This is a genomic window from Streptomyces sp. NPDC107581 (assembly GCF_055657175.1).
In genome coordinates, this window is the sequence record NZ_JBVKBH010000016.1 from 75,877 (window position 1) to 96,690 (window position 20,814).

At 72.0% G+C, this 20,814-nt stretch carries 17 protein-coding genes; 14 read left to right on the forward strand and 3 right to left on the reverse strand.

Translation table 11 applies throughout. The features are described from left to right. Positions 1–28 precede the first annotated feature (28 nt). The 4 genes from ACZ7P3_RS33245 to ACZ7P3_RS33260 all read left to right on the forward strand — a co-directional run bounded on the left by ACZ7P3_RS33245 (position 29) and on the right by ACZ7P3_RS33260 (position 4,851). Entirely contained in the window at positions 29–796 is a 768-nt protein-coding gene (locus ACZ7P3_RS33245; RefSeq protein WP_472087562.1) for a thioesterase II family protein, read from the forward strand. 102 nt (positions 797–898) lie between these two features. Further along, positions 899–1,918, forward strand: a complete 1,020-nt coding sequence (locus tag ACZ7P3_RS33250) for a ketoacyl-ACP synthase III family protein (protein ID WP_472087347.1) — start codon at positions 899–901, stop codon at positions 1,916–1,918. 391 nt (positions 1,919–2,309) lie between these two features. Next, positions 2,310–3,326 carry a ketoacyl-ACP synthase III family protein gene (locus ACZ7P3_RS33255; protein ID WP_472087348.1) on the forward strand — a complete coding sequence of 339 codons (1,017 nt, stop codon included), beginning with the start codon at positions 2,310–2,312 and terminating at the stop codon, positions 3,324–3,326. Between the two features lie 73 nt (positions 3,327–3,399). Continuing rightward, complete coding sequence (locus ACZ7P3_RS33260; RefSeq protein ID WP_472087350.1) at positions 3,400–4,851, forward strand: MFS transporter; 1,452 nt, start codon at positions 3,400–3,402, stop codon at positions 4,849–4,851. A 305-nt stretch (positions 4,852–5,156) separates the two neighbouring features. On the opposite strand, the gene ACZ7P3_RS33265 is transcribed toward ACZ7P3_RS33260, so the two are convergent. After that, positions 5,157–6,032 (reverse strand): maleylpyruvate isomerase N-terminal domain-containing protein, encoded by an 876-nt coding sequence (locus ACZ7P3_RS33265; RefSeq protein ID WP_472087352.1) that lies wholly within the window; start codon positions 6,030–6,032, stop codon positions 5,157–5,159. Positions 6,033–6,348: 316 nt separating this feature from the next. On the opposite strand from ACZ7P3_RS33265, the gene ACZ7P3_RS33270 reads away from it, so the two are divergent. The 3 genes from ACZ7P3_RS33270 (at position 6,349) to ACZ7P3_RS33280 (ending at position 9,419) form a co-directional block, all read left to right on the forward strand. Further along, positions 6,349–7,299 (forward strand): diacylglycerol/lipid kinase family protein, encoded by a 951-nt coding sequence (locus ACZ7P3_RS33270; RefSeq protein ID WP_472087354.1) that lies wholly within the window; start codon positions 6,349–6,351, stop codon positions 7,297–7,299. Positions 7,300–7,360: 61 nt separating this feature from the next. Continuing rightward, positions 7,361–7,729, forward strand: coding sequence for a nuclear transport factor 2 family protein (locus ACZ7P3_RS33275; RefSeq protein ID WP_472087356.1), 369 nt, complete (start codon positions 7,361–7,363; stop codon positions 7,727–7,729). 121 nt (positions 7,730–7,850) lie between these two features. After that, complete coding sequence (locus tag ACZ7P3_RS33280; RefSeq protein WP_472087357.1) at positions 7,851–9,419, forward strand: MmgE/PrpD family protein; 1,569 nt, start codon at positions 7,851–7,853, stop codon at positions 9,417–9,419. Between the two features lie 199 nt (positions 9,420–9,618). Here ACZ7P3_RS33280 and ACZ7P3_RS33285 read toward each other — a convergent pair whose 3' ends face one another. Both ACZ7P3_RS33285 and ACZ7P3_RS33290 read right to left on the reverse strand, forming a co-directional pair. Continuing rightward, positions 9,619–10,938, reverse strand: a complete 1,320-nt coding sequence (locus tag ACZ7P3_RS33285) for an AAA family ATPase (RefSeq protein WP_472087359.1) — start codon at positions 10,936–10,938, stop codon at positions 9,619–9,621. Positions 10,939–11,134: 196 nt separating this feature from the next. Continuing rightward, positions 11,135–11,914 carry a GntR family transcriptional regulator gene (locus tag ACZ7P3_RS33290; protein WP_472087360.1) on the reverse strand — a complete coding sequence of 260 codons (780 nt, stop codon included), beginning with the start codon at positions 11,912–11,914 and terminating at the stop codon, positions 11,135–11,137. Positions 11,915–12,230: 316 nt separating this feature from the next. Here ACZ7P3_RS33290 and ACZ7P3_RS33295 point away from each other — a divergent pair, with 316 nt between their 5' ends. The 7 genes from ACZ7P3_RS33295 (at position 12,231) to ACZ7P3_RS33325 (ending at position 20,813) form a co-directional block, all read left to right on the forward strand. After that, positions 12,231–13,511 carry an extracellular solute-binding protein gene (locus ACZ7P3_RS33295; protein ID WP_472087362.1) on the forward strand — a complete coding sequence of 427 codons (1,281 nt, stop codon included), beginning with the start codon at positions 12,231–12,233 and terminating at the stop codon, positions 13,509–13,511. A gap of 95 nt (positions 13,512–13,606) precedes the next feature. Beyond that, complete coding sequence (locus tag ACZ7P3_RS33300; RefSeq protein ID WP_472087364.1) at positions 13,607–14,605, forward strand: carbohydrate ABC transporter permease; 999 nt, start codon at positions 13,607–13,609, stop codon at positions 14,603–14,605. After that, positions 14,602–15,432, forward strand: coding sequence for a carbohydrate ABC transporter permease (locus ACZ7P3_RS33305; protein ID WP_472087366.1), 831 nt, complete (start codon positions 14,602–14,604; stop codon positions 15,430–15,432). Before ACZ7P3_RS33300 ends, ACZ7P3_RS33305 begins: the two co-directional genes overlap by 4 nt. Positions 15,433–15,439: 7 nt before the next feature. Next, positions 15,440–16,927, forward strand: coding sequence for a glycoside hydrolase family 3 protein (locus ACZ7P3_RS33310; RefSeq protein ID WP_472087368.1), 1,488 nt, complete (start codon positions 15,440–15,442; stop codon positions 16,925–16,927). Positions 16,928–17,278: 351 nt separating this feature from the next. Next, the gene (locus ACZ7P3_RS33315; protein WP_472087370.1) at positions 17,279–18,310 is read left to right on the forward strand and encodes a phytanoyl-CoA dioxygenase family protein; all 1,032 of its coding nucleotides are present in this window, start codon (positions 17,279–17,281) and stop codon (positions 18,308–18,310) included. Continuing rightward, a complete protein-coding gene (locus ACZ7P3_RS33320; protein WP_472087372.1) occupies positions 18,307–19,620 on the forward strand; it encodes a DUF6271 family protein in 1,314 nt (437 codons plus the stop codon). Before ACZ7P3_RS33315 ends, ACZ7P3_RS33320 begins: the two co-directional genes overlap by 4 nt. Beyond that, positions 19,617–20,813, forward strand: coding sequence for a type III PLP-dependent enzyme (locus tag ACZ7P3_RS33325; RefSeq protein WP_472087374.1), 1,197 nt, complete (start codon positions 19,617–19,619; stop codon positions 20,811–20,813). The genes ACZ7P3_RS33320 and ACZ7P3_RS33325 overlap by 4 nt, the downstream gene beginning before the upstream one ends. Position 20,814 lies beyond the last annotated feature (1 nt).

The following is a 20,814-nucleotide window of genomic DNA, read 5'->3' on the forward strand; positions in this document are numbered from 1 at the left end:
CAGTGCCATCGCCGCCGTCGGCCAGGACATGTCCCGCGCGGGGCAGTGGTTCCATCCCGTCGAGCCCTCCTCCGACGCCTCGATCCGGCTGTTCATGCTGCCCCACGCCGGTAGCGGCGCCATCATCTACCGCGACTGGGAGCGCCTGCTGCCCCCCGACATCGCCCCGCAGGCGGTCACCCTGCCCGGCCGGCACAACCGCCGCGACGAGCGGACGTACGAGGAGTTCGAGCCGCTGCTGGAGGCGCTGCACGAGGCCGTGCTCGACGACCTCGACGACCGCCCGTTCGCTCTGTTCGGACACTGCCTCGGCGCCCAGCTGGCGTTCCGGCTGACCATCCGCATGGAGGAGGAGGGCGGACCCTCGCCCGTCATGCTCGGCACCTCCGGCTGGTCCCCGCAGGGCTTCTTCAAGCCCACCGAGGAGCAGAGCCGGATGCCCGAGCCCGAAATGGTCGACTGGATCAAGAAACTGGGCTCCTTCCCGGCGGAGATCTACGACAACCCCGAGATGCTCGCCCTGGTCGTGCCCGCGCTCCGCGCCGATCTGCGTGTCGCCGCCGACCACGACGACGACGGCGCCAAGGTCGCCTGCCCGCTCGCCTCCTACGGCGGCCGCTCCGACCCGCTGCAGGAGCACCCGGACGCCATGTCCCACTGGGCCGGGCGCAGCCCCACCTACCTGGGCCACAACGAGTACCCGGGCGGCCACTTCTACATCGACACCCACGGCCAGTCCGTCACCGCCCACTTCGCCCACCGGCTGCAGCGCATCGTCGCGACCCGGTCGGCCTGACACCGCACGGGCAGCGGCCGGCCGCGAGGCGCGCCCGGCCGCCGTCGCCCGCGCTCGGGACGGGATCCCGCGCCGGCGCCCCGAGCAGGGAAAAGAGATGTCATGAAGTTCGAGAGCGATCTGTTCGTGGCCTCGGCGGCCTCCTGGCTGCCGGACGTCCTGCCGCTGAGCGACGCCGTCGCGCAGGGCCTCGTCGACGAGGAACACCGGCACCTGGGGTACGAGTCGATCGCGGTGGCGGAGGGGATCTCCGGTCCGGAGATGGCGGTCAGGGCAGGGCGGCTGGCGCTGGAGCGGGGCGGCATCGACCGCGCGGAGGTCGGTCTGGTCCTGCACTCCTTCTGCGGCTACCAGGGTCACGAGATGTGGCCCGCGGCCGCCTACGTGGCCCATGAGACCGTGGGCGCGACGGTGCCCGGTCTCGAGGTCCAGCAGCGCTGCGCCGCGGGCCTGGGCACCCTGTGCCTGGCGGCGGCCCACATCAGCGCGGGCTTCACCGGCGCCGCCCTGCTCACCACGGGCGACCACTTCGCCCCGCCGTGGGTGGACCGGTGGAACGGGCAGCTCAACTTCATCTTCGCCGACGGCGGCAGTGCGCTGCTGCTGTCGGGCCGGCGCGGTTTCGCCCGGGTCGTCGCGGCCTGCATGGGGGCCGACAACTCGCTGGAGCGCTGGAACCGGGGCCTGGAACCCTTCGGCACCGTGCCCGGCAGGGAACTGCCGTTGCGGCTGCGCCGGCGGGGCCTGCAGCACGCGGCCACCCCCGAGGCCGAGGGCTCCTGGGAGCGCTACCAGAACGCACTGTGCGCCACCACCGCGCGTGTCCTCGCCGACGCGAACGTCACCACCGAGGACATCGCCCGGGTCGTCGTGCCGCAGATCCACCGCGGGGAATCACCCGAGAACTACGAGGTGCTGGGCTTCAGCGAGAAGCAGAGCGCCTGGGACCTGGGCCGCCGCGTCGGGCACGTGGGCGTCGGGGACCAGTTCCTCGGTCTGGAGCACCTGGTCCAGCAGCGGTCCGTGGGTCCCGGCGACCTCGTCCTGCTGGTCGCGGCGGGGGAGGGGTTCAGTTTCTCCGCAGTGGTCGTGGAGATCCTCGACGTTCCGCACTGGTCGTAGCGGGGGTCCGGGGTGTGGGGTTCTTCGGTGTTCCGTACGGGTTGTAGTGGGGGTCCGGGGTGTGGGGTTCTTCGGTGTTCCGTACGGGTTGTAGTGGGGGTCCGGGGTGTGGGGTTCTTCGGTGTTCCGTACGGGTTGTAGCGGGGGTCCGGGGTGTGGGGATCCCCGATGTCCCGTGCCGGTCCCGGCGGGGCTGCGCCGGGGCTCGTCCCGGGTCAAGTCCGTACAGGCCTCCGGCCGGTGTGTCCCGCGCCCGCCGGAGGCCGCCGCGTCAGCGCGGTGTCAGCGGGCCGCGGGACAGTGGTCGTCCGTCGCACACGGGAAACCGTTGCTGGATGCGCGCAGACGGGGGACGTCCGCGCCGAAACCCCGAGCGAAGGAAACAGACGCCATGAAGTTCGACGACCTCTACATAGCCTCGGCAGGCTCCTGGCTCCCGGACGCCCGCCCCCTGAGCGACGCCGTCGCGCAGGGCCTCGTGGACGAGCAGCACCAGAACCTCGGCTACGAGTCGATCACGATCGCCCACGGTGTCTCCGGCCCCGAGATGGCGGTGCGCGCCGGGCGGCTCGCGCTGGAGCGGGCCGGGACCGACCACACCGACGTCGGCCTGGTGCTGCACTCCTCCTGCGGCTACCAGGGCCACGACATGTGGCCCTCGGCCGCCTACGTCGCCAACGAGACCGTGGGCAACCTGGCACCCGGCTTCGACCTCCAGCAGCGCTGCAACGCAGGACTCGGCTCGCTGTGCCTGGCCGCCGGGCACATCGCGGCCGGTTTCACCTCCGCGGTGCTGCTGACCAGCGGCGACAACTTCGCCCCGCCGTGGGTCGACCGCTGGAACGTCCAGCTCAACCTGATCTTCGCCGACGGTGGCAGCGCCCTGCTGGTGTCGAGCCGGCCGGGCTTCGCCCGGGTCGTCTCCGCCTGTGTGGGCGCCGACAACTCCCTGGAGCGCTGGAACCGGGGACTGGAGCCGTTCGGGACGATACCGGGAGGGGAGATGCCGGTTCCGCTGCGCGCCCGCGGCGTCCAGCACGGCGCCACCGCCGAGGCCGAGGGCTCCTGGGAGCGCATCGAGGCCGGGCTGACCGACATCACCGCGCGGGCGCTGGCCGACGCCGGTGTCACCGTCGAGGACATATCCCGGGTGGCGACACCGCTGATACACCGCGGCGAGTACCCGGAGAACTACGACGTGCTGGGCTTCACCGAGAAGCAGAGCACCTGGGACCTCGGCCGGCACGTCGGGCACATCGGCGCGGGCGACCAGTTCCTCGGCCTCGAACACCTCGTCAAGCAGCGGTCCGTGGGCCCCGGCGACCTCGTCCTGATGGTGGCGGCCGGAGCCGGCTTCAGCTTCTCCGCCGCCGTGATCGAGATCCTCCGCGTACCCGACTGGCAGTAGCCGCGTGTCCGCCGGCTCCGGTCCGCAGTGGCCCCGACCGGACACACGCAGGACAAGAAAGGAACCGTCAACCATGTCCCTGCAAGAAGCGCGGACTTCCGCCGCCCGGACCCGGGAGCGGGCACCGGCCGGGCCGCACTGGGCCACCCTGCCCCTCATTCTCGTCGGCACGTTCGTGATCACGCTGGATGTCTTCATCGTGAACGTGGCCATCCCCGAGACCCAGCGCGACCTGCACGCGAGCGCATCCGCCGTCGAGTTCGTCGTCGCCGGGTACGCGCTCGCCTACGCCGCCGGGCTCATCACCGGCGGCCGGCTCGGCGACCTGTACGGCCGCCGGCGGATGTTCCTGCTGGGCGTCGCGCTGTTCACCCTCGCCTCCGCGTGGGCGGGCATGGCGCCCACCGCGGGGCAGCTGGTCGTGGCCCGTGTGGCACAGGGCCTGGCCTCCGCACTGATGGGCCCGCAGGTCCTGGCGATCATCGGCGTCACCTACGAAGGCCAGGCCCGGGTACGGGCCTTCAACGCGTTCGGGCTGACCATGGGGCTCGCCGGCGTCTTCGGACAGCTCATCGGGGGCCTGCTGATCCACGCGGACATCGCCGGCCTCGGCTGGCGGACCTGCTTCCTGGTCAACGTGCCCGTGGGCATCGGCGCGCTGCTGCTCGGGCCGCGGCTGATCCCCGAGTCCCGGGCCGAGGGCCGGCCCAGGCTGGACCCGCTCGGCATGGTCCTGGTCTCCGCGGGGCTCGTCGCCGTGGTGCTGCCGCTCGCCGAGGGCCAGCAGAAGGGCTGGCCGCTGTGGACCTGGCTGTGCCTGGCCGCCTCCCCGGTGCTGCTCCTGCTGTTCGCCGCCCACCAGCGGCGCCTGGCGGCGGCCGAGGGCAGTCCCCTGGTCAACCCCGTGCTGTTCCGGAAGCGGCCGTTCACCATCGGCGTCATGACCAGCCTCGTCTACTACTCCGGGATGTCGTCCTTCTTCCTGGTCCTCGCCCTGTACCTGCAGTCCGGTGTCGGGCTGAGCGCCCTGGAGTCGGGGCTGGTGTTCCTGCCGCTCGGCGTGGGCTTCCTGGTCACCTCGATGCTCGCCCGCAAGGTCGCCGCGGCCCTGGGCCGTCAGACCCTCGCGGTCGGCGCCCTGGTGCTGCTGGCCGGGCTCGGCGGGCTGTGGGCCGCGGTCGAGCACATCGGCACGCACGGCGCCGTGGCCTGGCTGGTGCCCGGTCTGATGGTGGGCGGCGCCGGCATGGCCATGGTGATGGCGCCGCTGGCCTCCATCGCCCTCGCCGGCACCGACCCGCGCTACGCGGGAGCCGCCTCGGGCGTGCTCTCCACGGCCGCGCAGGTCGGCGGTGCGGTGGGCGTCGCCGCGGTCGGCGTGATCTTCTACCACGTGCTGGGTGACGCGAGCACCAGCCAGGCGTACGCGGACGGCTTCATCGCCAGCCTCGGTCTGCTCGGCCCGCTGGCCCTGGGCGTCGCGCTTCTGGTCCAGCTCATCCCGAAGCCGAAGCAGCAGGCCTGAGCAGGCGGTTCCGTACCGCCCGCGGCAGGCCCGGGCAGGCGTTGCACAGCACCTGCGGCGGGCTTGAGCAGGCGTTGCGAACCGCCTGCGGGAGGCCTGAGCGGGCGGTTGCGTACCGCCCGCGGCAGGCCTGAGCAGGCCCTTCGTACCGTTTCAGCGTCCGGCCGTCCCTCCCGTGCGGGAGGGGCGGCCGGACGTCTGTGTGCGGTGCGGGCGTCGCGGTCCGCTCCCTCTCCACGGACGTGCGGCGGGCGGGCACGCCGGCCGGGCCGGCGCGCTCGCCCCCGTGCGGGCCCGACGTACCGTCAGTAGACGGCGTGGCTGAGCCAGAAGTCCAGCAGCGCACGGTCGCCCCGCACCGTCACGCGCGGGGACTGCGGCCGCAGCCGCCCCTTGACCACGAGGAGCAGGTCCGAGGGCGCGGCGACCACGGTGGCGTCGGCCGCCTCGGTGTCCCCGGCGTTCCGGGTGATGCGCACACCCTCCGGCGCACAGGTGACCAGCCAGTCCGAGACGCCTCCCGACGACGGCTCGGCGGACCGGAAGGACAGCGTCTGACCGTCCCGCGGCACCTCGGCGAACAGGGGCGATATGAACCGCCTGGCCTCGGGCACCCCGAACGCGGCCAGACAGTAGTCCACGCAGTCCAGGGCGATGTCCGTGTCCAGCTCGAACGGCAGCCCGGCCAGCAGGGCGGCGTCGCCGCGGTGCACGGTCGTCTCGAACATCGCCCAGCGCGGCCAGAACTCCTTGTTCTGCTTGCCGTGCGGCGCCCAGATCGGCACGTCAGGGCCGACCGAGTCGATCGCCTCGAGCAGCCGGTCCGCGCCCTCGGTGACGAACCGCTCCCGCAGCCCGGCGTCGTCGAGACGGTCCTCGGGGCCGGTCTCCTGCGTCCCGAGCTCGGCCACCCGCTCGGTCCAGCTCTTGTCCTCGTCCGCGGCACCGGAGGGGGCCCCGGGCGCGATGAATTCGGTGCTCCGTGTCGTCAGGATCGTCGTGGCCCAGTCATGGGCCTGGCGTAAGTGCCGTACCAGGTCACCCAGCGTCCATCCCGGGCACGTCGGCACCGGCGTGGTCAGCGGGCCGGCGCTCGCCGCCTTGGCGAAGCGGGTCGCCTCCAGGCGGATCTCGGCGCTGTAGCGGCTCATGGGCAGGGGCGGATACGTATGTGCGGTCATCGTGGCCTCACTCAGCTCGACAGGACTCGCAGAACTCGATGCGCGCGGCGGACCTCGGCCTTTGTCGCATCCCGTCCATCGGATCACAGGGTGCCGACCGGACGCGATGCTTCCCCGGCCGTCGGTTTTGCCGGGCGGCGTCAGCGGTGTGTCAGTACCGGGTCAGCCGCGTTTGTCAGAGTCGTTCCTGTCGCACGCTGCCCCCGCCGGAGCCGCCCGGCTCGTCCGAGCCGCGCGAACCCGTCAGGCGGGGGAGCCCCCATCGTTGCCGACCCGGTCCGCCGCCGGTGCGTCCGACGTGAGGAGAACGCTCGCCATGGCAGACACCGCAGCCCCGGGGCCCACCCGGGCCCTGATCCTGGCCAACCCGGCCTCCGGCAGCCACAGTCCCGAACTGGTGCGTCAGGTGCGGGAGCTGTGCGAGTCCTACGTGGAGCGCACCGAGGTTCACCCGACCACCGCCCCGGGTGACGCGACCGTCGCCGTACGACGGGCGCTGGAGCGGGCGGACACCGCACCGGACCTGGTCGTCGCCATCGGCGGGGACGGTACGGTCCGCGAGGTCGTCCAGGGGCTCGTCCCCGCCGGCGGCCGCGCGACCCTGGCCGTGGTACCGGGCGGCACCGGCAACTCCGGTTACAAGATGCTGTGGGGCGACCGTCCCTGGAGCGAGTCCCTGAAGGCGATCCTGACCGACTACGGCATCGGCGGCAGCGCCCGCCTGCGCCGTCTGGACCTGGCCCGCCTCGCCGAGACCCGCAACTACGTGTATCTGGGGGCCTGCTCAGGGGTGATCGCCGATGCGCTGATCACCGCCAAGGACCTGCCGCTGACCGGCCGGGAGCGCTATGCCCGCGCCTTCGCGGACACGGCGGCCGGCTACCCGCCCTACCCGGGCCGGGTCACCGTCGACGGCCGTGTCGTGCACGAGGGCCCCACGGTCCTCGCCAACGTCGGCGGCGGCCGTTACCGCGGCGGCCGGTTCCTGGTGCTGCCCGACTCGCTGCTGGACGACGGACTGCTCGACGTCTGTGTGATCGGCGGCGAGGTCGCGGCGGCGGACGTGCCCGGGCTGACCCTGGACGCCGGGCACATGGACCACCCGGCGACGGTGTACGCACGCGGCCGCACGATCACCGTGGAGCGCACCGACGGCCGGCGGCTGCCGCTGGAGCACGACGGCGAGTACCAGCACGGCATCGGCGCCTCGGCCACCTTCGAGGTGCTCCCCGGAGCCCTCCCGGTCTGGGCGCCGGCCACCCCCTGAAACCCGTACAAAGCCACCTGTCAGAAGAACAAGTCAAGCAGTCACAGAGGAGAAGGCCCGCATGAGCGACCTGACCACCACCGTCACCCGTTACCTCGACATCTGGAACGAGGCGGACGCCGGCAAGCGTGCCGCGGCCATCGCCGAGCTGTTCACCGCCGATGCCCCGTACATCGACCCGCTGGCGGCGGTCGAGGGCCACGAGGGCTTCGGGGCCGTGGTGGCCGGTGCCCGCGACCAGTTCAAGGGCCTCACCTTCGAACTGCACGGCACCGTCGACGCCCACCACGGCCAGGCCCGCTTCCAGTGGGGCCTGGTGACCGAGCCGGGCGCCGAGCCGATCGCCATCGGCTTCGACGTCATGGTCACCGACGACAACGGCAAGATCAAGGGCGTCTACGGCTTCCTGGACAAGGTCCCGGCCGCCTAGGACCCACCCACACCGCGGGAGCACCGGGCCAACGGTGCTCCCGTACGTGCGTTCCCGCCCTCGATGTCCCGATGCGCGTTTCCGCTCTCGACGCACGCACGGCAAGGAAGGTAGCCGCCTCATGACCGCTGTCCTCGCGGAGAGCGTCGCCCGGGCCCTGTGCGCCGACTGGGCCGACCGTGCACAATCCCTGCCCCGGGCCGCCCGCGGCCGCCGGCCGGCCGACACCCCGCTGCGCGAACTCTCGCACTGGGCGGCGACATTGCGCCCGCAGGACATACCGTGCCGGGTGCTGAAGCTCGCCGCGAGCCAGGTGCTGTCGCAGATCGCCTCCATCCGGGCCGGTCTCCAGCACCCCCTCGGCAGAAAACTGGTGGCCGCGTTCGGGCACCCCATGCAGCGCGACCCGCGGCAGGCCGCGGGCGTCTTCGCGGCGCTCGGTTCCTGGCTCAACCTGGACGACACCGCGTACGCCGGGCATCTGTCGAACTCCACGGTCGCGGTCCCGCTCGCCTTCGCCTACGCCCGCCGGCTGGACGGACTGTCGCTGCTCACCGCGGTGGTGGCGGCCAACGAGTGCGCCGCCCGCATCACCGCCTCCGCGACCCTCGGACCGCTGCGCGGCCAGAGCGCCGTGCACACCCACCTGGCCGGCGCCGTCGCCGCACGCCTGCACTGCGACCGGGCCCCCGCCGGCCTCTTCGAGAACGCCTTCGGGCTGGCCTTCGCCATGCCCAACTGGCCGCTGATGCGGGCGTTCCTGGCCAGTGACGCCCGCCTGTTCAACACCTTCACCCCGGTGCGCACCGCCATGGACGCCTGCGACGCGGCGTATGCGGGGCTGCGCGGGGCGCCCGACATCCTGGAGCACAGCGACGGCTTCCTGGCCCGGTTCGCGACCGTGCCGCTGCCGCAGGCGGTGGCGAAGGGGCTCGGCCGGCGCTGGCACACCGACACGCTGTCGTTCAAGATGCACCCCGGCGGGCCCGGCATCGACGCGGCGGTGGACTGCGCCGCCGAGATCCACCGGGAACTCGGCGCCGTCAAGCCGCAGGACGTGGCCGAAGTGGTCGTCGAGGCCTCGCTGTACACGCTGTTCGCGGGGGAGCGGGCCGCCCGGTACGTCACCGGCCCCGGCTCCCCGCTGGGCGCGCTGGTCCTGGACGTGCCCTACCCGGTCGCCACCACCCTGCTCACCGGCGAGTTCTCGGTGGACGACTTCTCCCCGCCGTATCTGGACGACCCCGACCGCTGGGCACTGGCGAAGCGGATCCGGCTGGAGCACGACACGGAGATGACGCGTGAACTGTTCCTGTCCGACGCGCCGTTCGGGGAGGCGGTGCGGGAGGCGGGGGAGCTGGCCGTACCGTGGCTGCGCGGCTTCGGCGGGGACGAGCTCGTGGACCTGGTCGGCGCGGCGCAGGCGGACGACCGGGACTTCTCCCGGTCCACCAAGGCCACCGGCGCCCGGGTCACCGTACGGCTGACCGACGGCCGTACGGTCTCCCGCATGCGGCTGATCCCGGTGGGCGCCGCCGGTCCGGAGACCCGGTCCGGCCACGCCGACCTGGTGCGGGAGAAGTTCCTGTCGGTCGGCGGCTCCCCGGAGGTGGCCGACACCGTCGGCCGCCTGCACCGGATGCGTCCGCGGGCGGTGCGCCGCTGGATCGAGACGGCGTTCCTGGACTGAGCGCACGCTCCCGGACCGCGTGCGCCGTTCCTGGCCTGGGCGCGCCGCTCCTGCACTGAGGGCACTCCGGGCTGAGCGTCGCTTCTGCACTGAGGGTGCTCCTGGACTGAGCACCGCTCGTGCACTGAGGGCGCTCCTGGGCTGAGCGCGCCGCTCCCGGAGTGCGTGCGTCACGGGGACAGCCGCCGTGGCCGGCCCCTCACCAGGGGTGCAGGGACCGTACCCGTGGCTGTACGGCGCCGTGTGCCACGTACAGGCGCACCGCGTCGTACAGGCGGTAGCGGACCTGACCGCTGCGGTCCGGCCGGCCGGCATGGATCATCTGGCGGTCCAGCAGCTCCTCCAGCAGGTCCACGGCGAGCCGCCGCGACGGTGTCACCCGGGCCGGCATCTGGTCGATCCCGAAGTCGCCGCGCAGCGGCTGCAGCTGGTGCAGCGACGCGCGCAACGGGGGCGGCAGCAGACGGTAGTAGGCGGTCACGCTCGTATGCAGGGACAGGTCCCCGATCCGCAGCGAGCGCAGCCGGTCGTCCTCGTCCGCCAGCCGGTCGGCCAGGTCGCCGAGGGACCGGTGCGGGCGCGCGGTGAGCCACAGGCCGGCGATGTGCAGGGCCAGCGGCAGCCCCGCGCAGGACTCCACGATGCCGAACGCCGCCGTCCGCTCGGCCCGGGTGCGGGCGGCGCCCGCCAGGCCGGCCAGCATCCGGTAGGCGTCCGGCCGGTCCAGCGCTCCGACGCGGCGGCGGAACGCTTCGGGCAGCGCGGACAGTTCGCGGCGCGCGGCCACCAGGACGGCGCTCGGCCCGCCGTCCACGAGCAGGGGCCGCACCTGCGCCTCGCTGTCGGCGTTGTCGAGGACCACGAGCACCCGCCGTCGGCTGAGTGCGTCCCGCAGCCGGGCGCGGGCCTCGTCGGGGTTCTCCGCGGCCTGGGCGCCGCCGAGGGAACGCAGGATCCGGCGTACGAGCACGTCCGGGGTGAGGGGGAGCGAGGCGGCGGCGGGGTGCAGGTCGACGAAGACCTGTCCGTCCGGGAACCGGCCGCGCACCTCGTGGGCGGCCCGCAGCACCAGCGCGGTCTTCCCCGCGCCGGGCGGCCCGACGACGACGGCGGGCCTGCCGTGCGCGGACCCGGGGTGCGCGAGATGGGCCGTCAGCTCCGCCACCGGCGCACCTCGTCCGGCGAGCCGGTGGCGGGGCGCGGCCGGCAGTTCCGCCGGTGCGGACGGGGCCGGGGTGAGCGCCGGGGACCCGGTGCGGGGCAGCCGCAGTAACCGTCCGGCCTCACGGGACGGCAGCCCGAGCGCCTCGGCGAGCAGCAGCAGCGACTGTGTGCGGGGACGGGCGGTGTGACCGGTCTCCAGGTTGCGGATGGCCCGCACGCTCAGCCCCGAACGCCGTGCCAGTTCCCCCTGGGTGAGGCAGGCCGCCTCGCGGGCCCGGACCAGCGCACCGGCCAGGCTGTCCGGGCCGGCCCCGGCCCGGTGCGGACCGGCCACCGCATCCCCCTGCGTCACCATCCCCGTATCAACATCCCCGTATCGGCATCCCCGTATCGGCATCCCCGTATCAACATCCCCGTATCGACATCCCGGTGTCGGCATCCCGGCGTCAGCGGTGTCAGCGGTGTCGGCATCCCCCAGTCGGCAGCCCGATGCCGGCAGCCCGATGCCGGCATCCCCGTGCCGGCGTCCCTCGCATCGGCCGGCCGGCGGATCACAGGGCGTCGGAACGCCCCGGGGCCGGCCGGCGCAGGGCGGCGACGAACTTGTAGCGGGAGCCCCGGTACACCGAACGCACCCACTCCACCGGGGTGCCGTGGGCGTCCCGGGAGTGCCGGGACAGCAGCAGCATCGGCAGGCCCACGTCGGTGGCGAGGAGCTGGGCCTCGCGGGGAGTCGACAGCGAGGTCTCGATGGTCTCGTCGGCCTCCGCGAGATGGACGCCGTACACCTCGGCGAGGGCCGTGTACAGCGACGGGTACGTCGTCAGCGACCGCCGCAGCCCCGGGAAGCGCCGCGCGGACAGATGGGTCGTCTCGATCGCCATGGGATCGCCGCTGGCCAGCCGCAGCCGCTCGATGCGCAGGACCCGTTCGCCGGCCTCGATGCCCAGCAGGCCCGCCAGCTTTCCGTCCGCCGGGACCTCGCCGATGTCCAGCATCTGCGAGGCGGGCTCCAGGCCCTGGGCGCGCATGTCCTCGGTGTGCGAGGTGAGCTGGAGGGTCCGGTACAGCTTGGGCTGGGCGACGAAGGTGCCCTTGCCCTGGATGCGGTCGAGCCGGCCTTCCCCGACCAGCTCCTGCAGCGCCTGCCGGATGGTGGTGCGCGAGGTGTCGAACCGTACGGCGAGCAGACGTTCCGCGGGCATGGCCGAGCCGGGTTCGAGCGCCTGCGTCATCTCCAGCACCTGCTGCTTGATGCGGTAGTACTTCGGCACGCGTGCGGTGCGGCCGGGCTCCCTGTGCTGCTGGGCGCTGCTGACGTCGGTGGTCATGCCTGCCTTCCCGGCTCGGTGGGTGGGCTCCCGTTATAGCGACCAACTGCCCTATGGTCTAGTCCAACTCATGCTGGAGGTCTAGTCCAGTAGGCGGGGCGCGGCAAAAGGGGACGGATGCGCTCCGGTGACTTTCTCGTAACGGCCGGGACCGGCTTCCTGAACCACCCTTGACACCTCAAAAGGTCTAGGCCAAGCTCCACCGTACTGGTCTACACCATTAGTGACCAGGTCCCGAGCCCTACGTGCAACAGCGTCGTACGCAGGTCACCGCCGAGGGCGTGGGGGGATAAGTGGCATCCCTGAGGAGGGTGGCGTGAAGCGCAAGCTTGCTGCCGCGATCGTGATCGCGGGCATGATGGTCTCCGTCTCGGCGTGCGGCGGCGACGACGATAAGGACAGTGGCAAGGCCGCAGGACCGGACAGCTTCAAGGGCCAGACGCTGACGGTCTGGACGATGGACGGCTCGGCGCCGCCGCAGTGGTCGAAGGACGTCCAGGCCGCCTTCGAGAAGAAGACCGGCGCCAAGCTGAAGTTCGAGATCCAGAAGTGGGACGGGATCCAGCAGAAGATCACCACCGCCCTCTCCGAGTCCAACCCGCCGGATGTCATCGAGGTCGGCAACACCCAGACCCCGGCCTACGCCGCCACCGGCGGCCTGGCCGAACTGGGCGACCTCAAGCAGCAGATCGGCTCGGACTGGACCCCGTCGGTCTCCCAGTCCTCCGTCTACGACGGCAAGCAGTACGCCGCCCCGTGGTACTTCGCCAACCGCGTCGTCATCTACAACAAGGCGATCTGGGCCAAGGCCGGCATCAAGGACACCCCGAAGACCCGGGACGAGTTCTTCAAGGACCTGGAGACCATCGGCAAGAAGACCGACGCCGAGCCGCTCTACCTGCCCGGCCAGAACTGGTACTTCTTCGACGGCCTGACCATCGGCCAGGGCGCCGACCTGGTGAAGAAGGACGGCGACAAGTACGTCTCCAACCTCGGTGACCCGAAGGTCGCCGCGGCCATGGAGGTCTACAAGAAGTACGCCGCCTACTCCAAGGCCCCCAAGGACAAGGACGAGGCCACCCCGCAGCAGGCCGAGGTCTTCGCCAAGGGCAAGACCGGCGCGTTCATCGGCATGGGCTGGGAGGCCGGCACCGCCGTCACCGCCAACAAGGCCATCGAGAAGGACCTCGGCTACTTCACCATCCCGGGCGTCTCGGCCGACAAGCCCGAGGGCGTCTTCCTCGGCGGCTCCAACCTCGCGGTCGCCCAGGGCAGCAAGAAGCAGGACCTGGCCAAGGAGTTCCTCAAGATCGCCCTGTCCGACCAGTACGAGGGCGAACTGGCCAAGCTCAACGGCATCATCCCGAACAAGCAGTCCCTGGAGACCAACCTCAAGGGCAACGCCGTCGCCGAGGCCGCCGCGCCCGGCGCCGCCGTCGGCGGTACCACCCCGCTGATCCCCGAGTGGGCCGCGGTGGAGAACACCCCGAACCCGATCAAGTCCTACATGACCGCGGTGCTGAACGGTAAGTCCCCGGCGGACGCCGCCAAGCAGGTCGAGGGCGAGATCAACAAGCGCCTGGCCCAGCAGAACTGATGACCCGCTCCGGGGGCGTCCGCGGACGCCCCCGGCTCAGTCGTTCGTACGTACGGCCGATGCGGCCCAAGCCGCCACGGAAGAGATGACAACTCATGTCAGTGCAGACCGAAGGCACGGACACGGCCGGGGAGCCCGCTGTCCGCAAGGCCCGGACACCCGGACCGCCGACGGGTGAGGACCGCGGCTCCCGGTCCCCGTCCCGCCGCGGTGCCGCCGCCCCCTATCTGCTCCTGCTGCCCGCGCTGCTGGCCACACTGATCCTGCTCGGCTGGCCGCTGGTGAAGAACGGCATGCTGTCGTTCCAGAACCTCAACCCGCGGCAGCTCATCCAGCACCTCACCGAGTGGAACGGCGTCGACAACTACAAGGAGGTCCTGACCGGTTCGGACTTCTGGAAGGTCGTCGAGCGCTCGGTCCTCTTCACCGCCGTCAATGTCGTCCTGATCATGCTGATCGGCACCCTGATCGGGCTGCTGCTGGCCCGTCTCGGCAGGAAGATGCGGCTGCTGCTCCTGGTGGGCCTCGTCCTCGCCTGGGCCATGCCCGTCATCGCGGCCACCACCGTCTACCAGTGGCTGTTCGCCCAGCGCTTCGGCGTCGTCAACTGGGTCCTGGACAAGCTCGGCTGGCACTCCATGGCCGACTACAACTGGTTCGGCTCCCAGTTCTCCACCTTCTCCGTGATCACCCTGCTGATCGTCTGGATGTCGATCCCGTTCGTCGCGATCAACCTGTACGCGGCCACCACCACGATCCCCAGGGAGCTGTACGAGGCCGCGTCCCTGGACGGCGCCGGTGCCTGGAAGAGCTTCACCTCGGTGACCTTCCCCTTCCTGCGGCCCTTCCTGTACGCCACGACCTTTCTCGAGGTCATCTGGGTCTTCAAGGCGTTCCCGCAGGTCTTCGCGATGAACGAGGGCGGACCCGACCGCCTGACCGAGACGCTGCCGGTCTACGCCTTCGTCGAGGGCGTCGGCAACCAGCACTTCGGCGTCGGCGCCGCGATCTCCTTCCTGACCATCCTGGTGCTGCTCGCGCTCACCTCGTACTACCTGCGCATGGTGCTCAAGCAAGAGGAGGACGAGCTGTGAAGCGCTCCGTCTTCGGCCGTATCTGGCCCAACGCGACCGCCGTCATCCTCTTCGTCGGCTTCGTGTTCCCCGTCTACTGGATGTTCGCCACGGCCTTCAAGCCCACCAGCGACATCATCTCCGACAACCCGGTGTGGCTCCCGACCCACCTCACCCTCGGCCACTTCGACAAGGCCGTGCACGCCGACCACTTCTGGACCCTGGTCGCCAACTCGGTCACCGTCACGGTCTGCGCGGTGCTCCTGTCGCTCGTCATCGCCCTGTTCGCCGCCTTCGCGCTCGCCCGGATGCGGTTCAAGGGCCGGCGCGGCTTCATCGTGACCTTCATGCTGGCGCAGATGGCGCCCTGGGAGGTCATGGTCATCGCCATCTACATGCTGGTCCGCGACAACGACATGCTCGACAGCCTGGTCCCGCTCACCGTCTTCTACACGATCATGGTGCTCCCGCTGACCGTCCTGACGCTGCGCGGCTACGTGGCCGCCGTGCCCAAGGAGCTGGAGGAGTCCGCGATGGTCGACGGCTGCACCCGGCCCCAGGCCTTCATCAAGGTGATCTTCCCGCTGCTCGCGCCCGGTCTGATGGCCACCTCGCTGTTCGGCTTCATCACCGCCTGGAACGAGTTCCCGCTCGTCCTGATCCTCAACAAGGACATCGAGAAGCAGACCCTGCCGCTGTGGCTCTCCCAGTTCCAGACCGCCTTCGGCGACGACTGGGGCGCCACCATGGCCGCCTCCTCCCTGTTCGCGCTGCCCATCCTGATCCTCTTCATCTTCCTGCAACGCAAGGCTGTCAGCGGTCTGACCGACGGCGCCGTGAAGGGATGACGCCCCGATGACCACACTCACCACCGGTTCCGGCACCCTCACCCGGGACGCGCTCGCGGTGCTGCAGCCGGGCTTCGACGGCACCACCGCCCCGGACTGGGTGCGCCGCCGGCTCGGCGAAGGGCTCGCCTCCGTCGCCCTGTTCGGTCGCAACGTCGTCACCGAGGAGCAGGTCACCGCGCTGACCGCGCAGCTGCGCGTCGAGCGGGACGACCTGCTGGTGGCCATCGACGAGGAGAGCGGCGACGTCACCCGCCTGGACGTGCGCACCGGTTCCTCCTTCCCCGGCAACCACGCCCTGGGCGCCGTCGACGACCCCGGCCTCACCCGGGGCGTGGCCCGCGAACTGGGCCGGCGCCTGGCCGCCTGCGGAGTGAACTTCGACTGGGCGCCGTCCGCCGACGTCAACGCCAACCCCGACAACCCCGTCATCGGCGTGCGCTCCTTCGGCGCGGACACCGGCCTGGTGGCCCGGCACACCGCCGCCTGGGTCGAGGGCCTGCAGTCCACCGGTGTCGCCGCGTGCACCAAGCACTTCCCCGGCCACGGCGACACCAACGTCGACTCGCACCACGCCGTCCCGCGCATCGACGTGGACGCGGACACGCTGTACGAGCGTGAACTGCCCCCGTTCCGCGCCGCCATCGCGGCCGGCACCCGGGCCGTGATGAGCGCGCACATCCTCGTACCCGCCCTGGACGCCGAGCGCCCGGGCACCCTCTCCCGCCGCATCCTCACCGAGCTGCTGCGGGGCGAACTCGGCTACCGCGGTCTGATCGTCACGGACGGCATGGAGATGCGCGCCATCTCCGGCACCTACGGTCTGGAGCACGGCGTGGTCCTCGCGATAGCCGCGGGCGCGGACGCGATCTGCGTCGGCGGGGGCCTGTGCGACGAGGCCACCGTGCTGAACCTGCGGGACGCGCTCGTGGCCGCGGTGCGCTCCGGCGAACTGCCCGAGGAGCGTCTGGCCGACGCGGCCGCGCGGGTGCGGGAGCTCGCCCGGTGGACGGCCGAGAGCAGGAAGGACGCCGAAACCGTCGTACCCGAACCGGAGATCGGCCTGGTCGCGGCCCGCCGCGCCCTGACCGTGACCCGGGCCGGATCCGGCGCGCCGCTCACGGAGCCGGTGCACATCGCCCAGTTCAACCCGGCCCCGAACATCGCCGTCGGCGACCAGACCCCCTGGGGCGTGGCGGCCGAGCTGCTGCGGCTGCTGCCGGGCAGCACGGAGGCCTCCTTCAGCGGGCCCGACGCGGGCCGCGAGGCCCTCGCGGCCGCGGCCGGCCGCCGAGTCGTCGCCGTGGTCCGCGACGAGCACCGGCACGCCTGGATGGGCGCCGGGCTGGACGTCCTGCTCGCCGCCCGCCCCGACACCGTCGTGGTCGAGATGGGCGTACCGCAGGCTCCGCCGCGCGGCGCCCTGCACATCGCCACCCACGGCGCCGCCCGTGTCTGCGGCGCGGCGGCGGCGGAGGCCGTCGTCGCGGGCTGAACCACCCGACTGGTCATCGCACGGCCCGCCACCGTCGCGGCGCGCACCGCCACCGTCCACCACTCTTCACCGCACGGCTCAACTCTCCACCGCACGGCCCGCACTCTCCGCCGCACGGCTCATCACTCTCCGCCGCATGGCCCATTCTCCACCGCACGGCTCATCCCTCCGGCCGGCACCGAGCGCCTCTCCGAGGCCCGGTGCCGGCCGTTTCCTTTGTTCAACGGGCGGCATTCCAGCGGCAGTTGGGCGGCACTTTCACGGGGGTACCGACCGGTAATCATTGACACCCTCAATTGGTCTAGTCCAGCTTGGGAAGGCGCTTCAGTTCGATCAGCACGGAGTGACGGCATGCACAAGCCCTCCCCCTTTCTCCACCGAGCGGCCTCCGGCCGCCCCTACTTCAGCGCCGACGGCGAGTCCTACCTCGCCCCGACCCCCCTGCGTGACCTGGAGAAGTCCCGGCCCCTGCGGGTGCTGTCCGACGAGGACTTCGCCTTCTGGCAGACGTACGGCTACGTCGTCGTCCGGGAGGCCATCACCCCCGGCGAGGCGAAGGGCCTGCTCGCCTTCGCCTGGGACTTCCAGGGACTCGACCCCGACCGCCCCGAAACCTGGTACGCGGAACCGGAGTTCCGGTCCGAACTCGACCAGCACCTGTTCATCTACGGCTTCGTGGAGGCCTACCACCACCAGCTCCTGTGGGACAGCCGCCAGAGCCGGCGCGTCTACGACGCCTTCGTGGACGTATGGGACTGCGAGGAGCTGTGGGTCACCCTGGACCGGCTCAACCTCAACCCGCCCAACGTCCGCACCCGTTCCCGCTCCCTGATCGAACCCACCGACGAGGGCTTCGACATCGAGCTGCACTGGGACGTCGACACCACCCTCGCCGTACTGCCGCAGCGGGTCCAGGGCATCATCGCCCTCAACGACACCCGCCCCGAACTCGGCGGCTTCCAGTGCGCCCCGGAGCTGTTCCGCCGCCTCGAGCGGTGGCGCACCGGGCAGCCGGCCGGCCGTGACCCGATCCGGCCCGGGACCGACCACGCCGAGTTCCCCGTGGTCCGGCCCGAACTCCAGGCCGGCGACCTGCTGATCTTCAACGGGCTGCTGGCGCACGGTGTGGCGCCGAACCGCTCCGACAACGCCGTCCGGGCCGTCCAGTACCTGTCGATGATGCCCGCCCTGGAGGAGCACACGCGGCTGCGGCAATCGCGGGTCGAGTCCTGGCGCACCCTCGCCACCCCCGACTGGAACGCCACCCTGCTCGGCGACGCCCACCGGCCGGAAGCCCTCCGCTACGGCCCCGCCGAACTGAACGGCCTGGGCCGCAGGCTGCTGGGCCTGGACTCCTGGGCCGCCGTGGAAGGGGCGCAGTGAACCGGATCTGCCTCTGCCTGCCCACCAACCGGGCCTGCTCCGCCACCATCACCGCGATCCACGGGGAAGCCGCCCACGCCGCCCGCCGCTTCGGCGCCGACGTCCAGCTCCTGATCCTCGACTCCTCCGACGAGCGCACCCGCGCCGGGCACACCCGTACCGTGGCCGCGCTGCCCCCGGCCGCGCACGTCACCGTGCACCACCTCGGCGAGGACCCGCAGCGCGACTTCCTGCGCCGCGTGATCCGGCGGGCCGGCCTGTCCGACCCGGACCGGATCCTCGGCCTCCTGCTCCCGTCCGGCGTCTCCTACGGCTCCTGCACCGACCGCGCGTTCCTGCTGGCCGCCGCGCTCGGCTGCGACTCGGTGCACCGCCGGGACTCCGACAGCACCTACCAACTCCTCGACGGCGAACCGGTCTTCCCCGTCCACCACGAACTGCCCTGGCTGGGCCGCCCCGCCGCGGAGGCGTCGGCCGCCGGCACCCGCACCGACCTCGACCCGGCCCACGCGCAGCGCCCGGTGTCGATGGCCGGCGCCTCCTTCATCGGTGAACTCTCCGTCGACATCGGCGGGATACGCGACCTGGACGAGGGCGTCTACCACGAGGTGGTCGGCCTGTGGGCGCCCGCCGGCACCTCCCCCGAGCAGCGGCGCGAGCTGGCCGAGGAGTCCTTCACCGGAGCGGGCACGAGCCCTTTCACCGGCGACCGCGCCACCCTGACCCTCGTCGACCCGATGCGCGTCGACATGTGCAACATCGCCTTCCACCACGACGTGTACGAGCGGATCCCGCTGCCTCCGGCGACCGACACCATCGGCAGCGACTACTTCCTCATCCACCTGGTCCACGACGCCACGCTCCCCGGCATCCTGCACAACCGGCACATCCGGAACCACTACACCGCGGAGCGCCGGACGGACCCGGGCTTCCTCGCGTACCAGACCCGTTTCGTGAAGTTCCTGCTGTCGATGCTGTACTTCCACCACGTCTACGACCGGATGACCGCCGACGGGGCCCGGCTCCTCGACGACCGGCAGCACGTGCGGGCGGACAGGATCACCGCGTTCCTGCGCGAGAGCACCGGTCTGGACCCCGCCGAGAACATGTGGCGCCTGGACCGGGTCGACACCGCCTGCCGCAAGCTGGGCGGCCGCTACCAGGAGTTCGCGGAGCACCTCGCGGGGCGCCGCGAACGGCTGCTGGCCGAGGCACGGCAGGACATCGAGGACTTCGCCCTGCTCGTGGAGGCCTGGCCCGCACTGGTCGACGCGGCCCGGCACACCGCACCCGGGCACGGAGGCGGGTGAGCGTGGAGACCAGCCCGCGGCTGGCCGCCGCACTGGCCGCCGCCCCGGCCGACCGCCTCGTCTACGACCTCGACGGCATCGAGGCCCAGTACGACCGGCTGTCGGCCGAACTGCCCGGCATCCGGGTCCGCTTCGCCCTGAAGGCCTGCCCGGTGGACGAGGTGCTGCAGTGCCTCGCGGACCGGGGCGCCGGCTTCGACGCGGCGAGCTGTGCCGAGATCCGCCAGGCGCTGCGGACCGGCGTGCCCGTGGACCGGATCCACTACGGCAACACCGTCAAGTCCGACACGGACATCGCCGAGGCCCACCGGCTGGGCATCCGCACCTTCGCCACCGACAGCGTGCAGGACGTGACGGCGATCGCCCGGCACGCCCCCGGCGCCCGGGTGTTCTGCCGCCTCGCCACCAGCGGGGACGGCGCCCTGTGGGGTCTGAACCGCAAGTTCGGCTGCTCGGCCGGGGACGCCGTCCGGATCCTCGCCACCGCGCGCGCCTCCGGTCTCCTCCCGGCGGGCCTGTCCGTGCACGTCGGCTCCCAGCAGCTGACCGGCGAGGCCTGGCAGCAGGCCCTCGGCTCCCTCGCCGAGGTGCTGGTGACCCTGGACGGGCTGGGGATCGTACTCGATCACGTCAACCTCGGCGGCGGCCTGCCCGCGCTCGGCTACCTCGACCGGCACGGCGACCCCCTCGACCCGCCCCTGGACAAGATCCTCACCGTGATCCGCGAGGGCATGGAGCACCTGGGCGGCCTCACCGCGGCCCCGCTCGCCTTCGTCATGGAACCGGGCCGCCACCTGGTCGCCGACCACGGCGCGGTCCGCGCCCATGCGTACCGGCTGACCGGACGGGCCCAGCCGGACGGGACGCACACGCGCTGGCTGTACCTGAGCGTGGGCAAGTTCAACGGCCTGTACGAGATGGACCAGGTGCGGCACCGGCTGGTCTTCCCCGGGCACCAGGGAGCGGACGACGCGGAGTCCGTCCCCGCCGTCGTCGCGGGACCGACCTGCGACAGCGACGACGCCTACGGCGACGGCCGGCACCCGGTGCGCGTGCCCCGTGCCCTCGCCTCCGGCGACCCGGTCTGGATCCTGTCCGCCGGCGCCTACGCCACCAGTTACACGACCCAGGGCTTCAACGGCATCCGCCCGCTGCCGTGCGTGTGCACACGCGGCCCGGAAGGACACCACTGAC

Excerpts from the sequence above, each read along its gene's own strand:
- ACZ7P3_RS33250 (WP_472087347.1), top strand. The coding sequence starts at position 899 with ATGAAGTTCGAGAGCGATCTGTTCGTGGCCTCGGCGGCCTCCTGGCTG.
- ACZ7P3_RS33270 (WP_472087354.1), top strand. The coding sequence starts at position 6,349 with ATGGCAGACACCGCAGCCCCGGGGCCCACCCGGGCCCTGATCCTGGCC.
- ACZ7P3_RS33260 (WP_472087350.1), top strand. The coding sequence starts at position 3,400 with ATGTCCCTGCAAGAAGCGCGGACTTCCGCCGCCCGGACCCGGGAGCGG.
- ACZ7P3_RS33255 (WP_472087348.1), top strand. The coding sequence starts at position 2,310 with ATGAAGTTCGACGACCTCTACATAGCCTCGGCAGGCTCCTGGCTCCCG.
- ACZ7P3_RS33265 (WP_472087352.1), bottom strand. The coding sequence starts at position 6,032 with ATGACCGCACATACGTATCCGCCCCTGCCCATGAGCCGCTACAGCGCC.
- ACZ7P3_RS33275 (WP_472087356.1), top strand. The coding sequence starts at position 7,361 with ATGAGCGACCTGACCACCACCGTCACCCGTTACCTCGACATCTGGAAC.
- ACZ7P3_RS33310 (WP_472087368.1), top strand. The coding sequence starts at position 15,440 with ATGACCACACTCACCACCGGTTCCGGCACCCTCACCCGGGACGCGCTC.
- ACZ7P3_RS33280 (WP_472087357.1), top strand. The coding sequence starts at position 7,851 with ATGACCGCTGTCCTCGCGGAGAGCGTCGCCCGGGCCCTGTGCGCCGAC.
- ACZ7P3_RS33300 (WP_472087364.1), top strand. The coding sequence starts at position 13,607 with ATGTCAGTGCAGACCGAAGGCACGGACACGGCCGGGGAGCCCGCTGTC.
- ACZ7P3_RS33290 (WP_472087360.1), bottom strand. The coding sequence starts at position 11,914 with ATGACCACCGACGTCAGCAGCGCCCAGCAGCACAGGGAGCCCGGCCGC.
- ACZ7P3_RS33315 (WP_472087370.1), top strand. The coding sequence starts at position 17,279 with ATGCACAAGCCCTCCCCCTTTCTCCACCGAGCGGCCTCCGGCCGCCCC.
- ACZ7P3_RS33245 (WP_472087562.1), top strand. The coding sequence starts at position 29 with ATGTCCCGCGCGGGGCAGTGGTTCCATCCCGTCGAGCCCTCCTCCGAC.
- ACZ7P3_RS33285 (WP_472087359.1), bottom strand. The coding sequence starts at position 10,938 with ATGGTGACGCAGGGGGATGCGGTGGCCGGTCCGCACCGGGCCGGGGCC.